Origin of the sequence: Catonella sp. (assembly GCF_052173895.1) — a bacterium.
Taxonomy (GTDB): domain Bacteria; phylum Bacillota; class Clostridia; order Lachnospirales; family Lachnospiraceae; genus Catonella.
In genome coordinates, this window is sequence record NZ_JBQMXS010000095.1 from 1 (window position 1) to 3,396 (window position 3,396).

Below are 3,396 nucleotides of genomic sequence, written 5' to 3' on the forward strand. Positions count from 1 at the left end.
AGGCTGTATAAAAATGAGTTAAAGAAAGTATTGTATTATATCCTAAAAGAGTACACAGGGAATGAATTGCCTTGGGGAACACTTACGGGGATACGACCTACTAAGATAGCTTGTGATTATATAGAAGAGGGACGAACTGAAGAGGAAGTAAGAAGATTTTATCATGAGCAGTATCTCTGTGGTGAGGAGAAAACAGAATTATCCATTGAAATTGCAAAGAAAGAAAATAAACTTCTTAGGGAAATGGATTATAAAAATGGATATAGCATATATATAGGTATACCATTTTGTCCTACTACCTGCCTTTATTGTTCATTTACTTCATATCCTATTGGTACTTATAAAAAGAAGGTAGGAGAATATTTAAAGGCACTTTTTAAGGAGATTGATTTTGCTACAACTATTTTGCCTCATAAAAACCTTACAACAGTTTATATAGGAGGCGGAACACCTACTGCACTTTCGGCGGAAGAACTTGAAATGTTGTTAGAATATATTAATCTTAAACTGCCAATGGCTTTGGTAAAGGAATTTACAGTTGAGGCAGGAAGACCGGACAGCATAACAAGAGATAAACTGAGGGTGATGAAGAGGCTTGGTGTTAAGCGAATGTCTATAAATCCACAGACGATGTCTGATAAAACACTTAAGTTTATAGGCAGGATGCATGATTCTGAGTCGGTAAGAAGAGCCTTTAGTATGGCAAGGGAAGAGGGGATGGAAGATATAAATATGGATCTTATAGTGGGTCTTCCGGGAGAAACTGTAAAAGACACTGAATACACTTTGTCAGAGATAAAAAAATTAAATCCTGATGATCTTACAGTCCATGCCCTTGCTATAAAAAGAGCAGCAGCACTTAAGCTTAAGCTGAATGAGTTGTCTGATATGATTCCTACAGATACAGCACTTCAGCAGAGACTTACTTATGAGTTTGCAAGGGAAAACGGTTATGAGCCTTATTATTTGTACAGGCAAAAAAATATAGCAGATAACTTGGAAAATGTGGGTTATGCAAGGTTAGGAAAAGAGGGACTGTATAACATATTAATTATGGAAGAAAAACATCCGATTATTGGATTGGGGGCAGGCTCATCCTGTAAGTTTGTTTTTAGGGAGGGCAACAGGATAGAGCGAACGGAGAATGTAAAGTTTGTTATGGACTATATTGAACGGATTGATGAAATGATTGAGCGTAAGAAAAAATTTTTAGAAGAATTTGGAGAAATGCTATAATGGGTAAAGCTGACATGAGTTGTAAGACATCCCATGAGATCATTTTAGAGATTGATCTGGATGACTTGGTAAAACATGGTATAGTTGTAAGCAATTTGGCTGAAATGGTAACAAGGGAACTTGGCTTTCAAGATGCTTTTGTTGATAAGATGGCACAGGCAGGACTTTTGCATGATATTGGCAAATTAAGAATTGCTAATTATTTATATGGCAGACAGAATGGAGAACTGAAGGTAGAAGAAATTAAATATGTGAGGATGCACTCTGTACTAAGTTATGGTATACTTAAAAAACAGGGCTATGAACATGTTATTTTGGATGCAGTTCTTTATCACCATGAAAACTATGATGGTTCCGGTTATCCAAATAATCTTAAAGGTGAGAATATACCAATAGGTGCTAGGATTCTTAGAATTTGTGATGTTTTCGGAGCCTTGGTTGCACATAGACCATACAGGGATGCATTTTTACCTGATAAGGCTATAAGGTTGATGATAAATGAAATTAAAAATTTTGACATGGAGTGTTTTTTAGCTCTTCAGCGAATAGTAAATAGCAAGAGATTTGATAAGCTTGCTGGAATAATTGAAGACAATAAGAAAAGCAGTAATAATATCTATCAAAAAACAGAGATGAATTTAGATTTGTGGTGAGGAGTATTATGATAACAAATAGACCAAGGGGTACACAGGATTGGTTCGGGGAAAATATGTGGAAGCGTACAAAGATTGAAACTATAGCAAGAGAGCTTTGTAATACATATAATATTGGAGAGATTATAACTCCGGCCTTTGAACATACTGTACTTTTTAACAGGAGTGTTGGAGATACTACAGATGTAGTACAAAAAGAAATGTATACTTTTAAGGATAAGGGAAATAGAGAAATAAGCCTTAAACCTGAGGGAACTGCAGGAACCATAAGGGCATATCTTGAAAATAACTTATATGCGCTGCCACAGCCGATAAAAATGTTTTACTTTACACAGGCTTTCAGATACGAAAGGCCTCAGAGTGGAAGGCTTAGACAGCATCACCAGTTTGGAGTGGAGTTTGTAGGTTCGCCAAGCCCTATGGTTGAAGTTGAACTTATTACCCTTATCAATGAATTTATAAGACGAATAGGGCTTAAGGATGTAAAACTTCATATAAATAGTATAGGTTATGGAAAGTGCAGACAGGACTATAATGATGCTCTTTTAGGATATCTTAGAGGATATGAGCCTGAACTATGCGAAGACTGTAAGGAAAGAATGAAGAAAAATCCTTTGAGAGTTATTGACTGTAAAGTACCGAGTTGTAAGTCTATTGTAGAAAAAGCACCAAGAACTATAGAATTTTTAGATGAAGAATGTAGGGAACATTTTGACACCTTGCAGAAAATGCTTACAGAACTTGGTATTCCTTTTGAAATTGATACAGGAATAGTAAGAGGGCTTGATTATTATACTAAGACAGTATTTGAGTTTGTGGATAAGGATGGTTTTACGCTTTGTGGTGGTGGAAGGTATGACGGCCTTATAAATGAAATAGACGGAAAGCAGAATATCCCTGCTGTAGGCTTTGGAATGGGGATTGAAAGAATACTTTACTTCCTTGAAAAAGAAGGGGTAAGTCTTGGAGAGATGCCACGCCCTAAGCTTTATGTAGGCATGATGGGAGAGGAAGTTAAGGCAAAAGCTTTTGAAATAGTTACCAAGCTTAGAAATAAAGGAATTATAGTAGAAACCGATTACCTTGACCGTTCAGTAAAGGCACAGATGAAATATGCAAATAAGCTGGGGGCAGACTATACAGTTATTATAGGATTAAATGAAATAGAGAGTGGAATAGTTAGGCTTAAGCAGATGGAAACAGGTGAGGAGACTGAAATTAAATTAGAAGAGATAGAAGAAAAGATTGGGAAGGGATAAGAAAAACGTATGGGCAGAGATGGAAATGTGATGGTATGGGATTCAGAGAGGCAGATATTTAATGAACTTACGCCAATAGAAATCCTTACAAATTTATTGACTGAAAATAGTATTGAATGTCAGCTTTTTATGGCTTGGCTGCCTCAGGTAAAGAGTGTTTTTCTTTACAGGCGTAAAAGAATGGAAATAGTGTTTATAGATGGAATGACTTATAATATTCCCAATATGCCTTATTTGTATGATAAGTT

4 protein-coding genes are annotated in these 3,396 nt (G+C 36.0%); all 4 read left to right on the forward strand.

Translation table 11 applies throughout. From position 1 onward, the window contains the following. A partial coding sequence (hemZ, locus tag ACTTG8_RS10060) for a coproporphyrinogen dehydrogenase HemZ (protein ID WP_442561971.1) occupies positions 1 to 1,236 on the forward strand: 1,236 nt, incomplete at its 5' end. After that, positions 1,236 to 1,889: an HD-GYP domain-containing protein gene (locus ACTTG8_RS10065; RefSeq protein WP_442561972.1), complete on the forward strand. Its 654-nt coding sequence runs from the start codon at positions 1,236 to 1,238 to the stop codon at positions 1,887 to 1,889. The genes hemZ and ACTTG8_RS10065, both read left to right, overlap by 1 nt. A gap of 8 nt (positions 1,890 to 1,897) precedes the next feature. Then, positions 1,898 to 3,148 (forward strand): histidine--tRNA ligase, encoded by a 1,251-nt coding sequence (hisS, locus tag ACTTG8_RS10070; RefSeq protein ID WP_442561973.1) that lies wholly within the window; start codon positions 1,898 to 1,900, stop codon positions 3,146 to 3,148. 9 nt (positions 3,149 to 3,157) lie between these two features. Continuing rightward, positions 3,158 to 3,396, forward strand: a 239-nt coding sequence (locus ACTTG8_RS10075; protein WP_442561974.1) for a hypothetical protein, incomplete at its 3' end; no start/stop codon positions are given.